Below are 2,115 nucleotides of genomic sequence, written 5' to 3'. Positions count from 1 at the left end.
CTGACCGATCGCGTGGGTGCGGGCGAAGACCTGCCACGGGTCCTCCTGCGTCGCCTTGAGCGACAGGGAGACGCGCTCACGGTCGAGCTCGACGGAGAGCACCTCGACGGTGACCTCCTGGCCGACCTCGACGACCTCGCTGGCGTGCTCGATGTGCTTCCACGAGAGCTCGGAGACGTGCACGAGGCCGTCCACGCCGCCCAGGTCGACGAACGCGCCGAAGTTGACGATCGAGGAGACGACACCCTTGCGGACCTGACCCTTGTGCAGGTTGTTCAGGAACGTGGTGCGCGACTCGGACTGCGTCTGCTCGAGCAGCGCGCGGCGGCTCAGGACGACGTTGTTGCGGTTCTTGTCGAGCTCGAGGATCTTGGCCTCGATCTCCTGGCCGAGGTACGGCGTGAGGTCGCGGACGCGGCGCAGCTCGATGAGCGAGGCGGGAAGGAAGCCGCGGAGGCCGATGTCGACGATGAGGCCGCCCTTGACGACCTCGATGACGGAACCGGTGACGACTCCGTCGTTCTCCTTGATCTTCTCCACGTCGCCCCAGGCGCGCTCGTACTGTGCGCGCTTCTTCGACAGGATCAGCCGACCTTCTTTGTCCTCCTTCTGGAGAACGAGGGCCTCGACGGCGTCGCCGACCTTGACGACCTCGTTGGGGTCGACGTCGTGCTTGATGGAGAGCTCGCGCGAGGGGATGACGCCCTCGGTCTTGTACCCGACGTCGAGGAGGACCTCGTCGCGGTCGATCTTCACGACGGTTCCTTCGATGAGGTCGCCGTCGTTGAAGAACTTGAGGGTCAGTTCGACCGCGGCCAGGAAGTCCTCAGCAGATCCGATGTCATTGATGGCGACCTGCTTGGTGGCCGGGGCGGTCGTTGCGATAGTCATGTAGTGGGTTGTCCTTGTTGGGTTGGGGGTGTCGGGCTTCCTGCCGCGGCGCACGCAAGTACTGCGGGGTGAAGCGAGGTGGATTGGATTGCGATGTCGCGCGCGCATGCCGAAATGGCCACATGCGTGACAGTTCAGGGTATCAGAACGCGCGGGCGGGGTGGCAAGTCACCGGTCGGCGCACGGCACGCACAGCGACGCTGCGGGGAGAAGCCGCAAGCGTTCGGCCGGAATCCGCCGTCCGCAGCCCCTGCAGGCCCCGTAGGTTCCGGCCGCCAACCGCGCCCGCGCAGCATCCAGCTCCCCCAGCTCGCGCAGGGCGTCGGCGCGCTGACCCTCCGCGCGCGACCACTCGGTCGCGAGCGTCGCGCCTTCCGGGTCGTGCTCGTCGTCGGCTGTGGCAGCGCCCCGCGCATCTCGAATCGACGTGAGCTGCGCCTCCACCGCCGCCAGGCGGGCCGCCTGCGCGCGGATGCTCCCGTCGATCAAGAGCGCGAACTCGTCACTCACTTGATCGCCTCGGCGATCGGCACCTCGCCTCGATTGAATCGGATGCTGCGGCCCACGGTCGCGTTCTCCGCCAGCGTCGCCGCGACGACGGCTGCGACATCCGCCCGGCTCACCGAGCGCGACTCGACAGCGTGCGCGTCGATGCGTCCCGTCGGCTCGTCGAGGGTCAGGGTGCTCGGCTGCAGGATCGTCCAGGCCAGCGCGGTACCGCGCAAGTGCGCGTCGGCGGCCGCCTTCGCCTCGGCGTACGCGAAGAAGGAGCTGCCCGGGTCGACCCCGTGATCACGACCTGCACCGAAGTACGACACCATCACGAAGCGGGATGGGCCCGCCGCGAGGGCGGCCTCCATGGCGCGGATCGCCGCATCCCGGTCTACGGCGTACGTGCGCGCGGGATCGCCCCCTCCCGCTCCCGCGGACCAGACGATCGCGTCGTGCCCCGCAAAGAGCGCCGCGAGCCCATCGACGTCCAGCGACTCGACATCCGCGATCTGCGGCGTGGCACCGGACTGCGCGATGTCGGGCACGTGCTCGGGGTTGCGGATGAGGCTCGTGACCTCATCGCCCCGGGCCGCGAGCAGCGGGGCGAGAAGAAGGGCGACCTTGCCGTGGCCCCCGACGATCAGGATGCGGGACATGCGAACTCCTTCGACCCCTCCACGCTACGCGGCGGTCAGGCGTCGCGGGCGGCCTCGACCGAGCGCGCCACTTCGG

Annotated in this window: 3 protein-coding genes; all 3 read right to left on the bottom strand. The window is 68.7% G+C overall.

Annotated features, from left to right (window positions below; genetic code table 11):
* The coding region (locus tag VNT50_RS00515; protein ID WP_325483152.1) for a S1 RNA-binding domain-containing protein at window positions 1–891 on the bottom strand (891 nt) is incomplete at its 3' end.
* Between the two features lie 168 nt (window positions 892–1,059).
* Window positions 1,060–1,401: a TraR/DksA family transcriptional regulator gene (locus VNT50_RS00510; protein WP_325483151.1), complete on the bottom strand. Its 342-nt coding sequence runs from the start codon at window positions 1,399–1,401 to the stop codon at window positions 1,060–1,062.
* Window positions 1,398–2,039 carry an NAD(P)H-binding protein gene (locus VNT50_RS00505; protein WP_325483150.1) on the bottom strand — a complete coding sequence of 214 codons (642 nt, stop codon included), beginning with the start codon at window positions 2,037–2,039 and terminating at the stop codon, window positions 1,398–1,400. Before VNT50_RS00505 ends, VNT50_RS00510 begins: the two co-directional genes overlap by 4 nt.
* Between the last annotated feature and the right edge of the window lie 76 nt (window positions 2,040–2,115).

The organism is Microbacterium sp. (genome assembly GCF_035554235.1).
GTDB lineage: Bacteria > Actinomycetota > Actinomycetes > Actinomycetales > Microbacteriaceae > Microbacterium.
The sequence above is the reverse complement of the archived record's forward strand: the minus strand, read 5'-3'. Positions and strand labels throughout refer to the sequence as shown.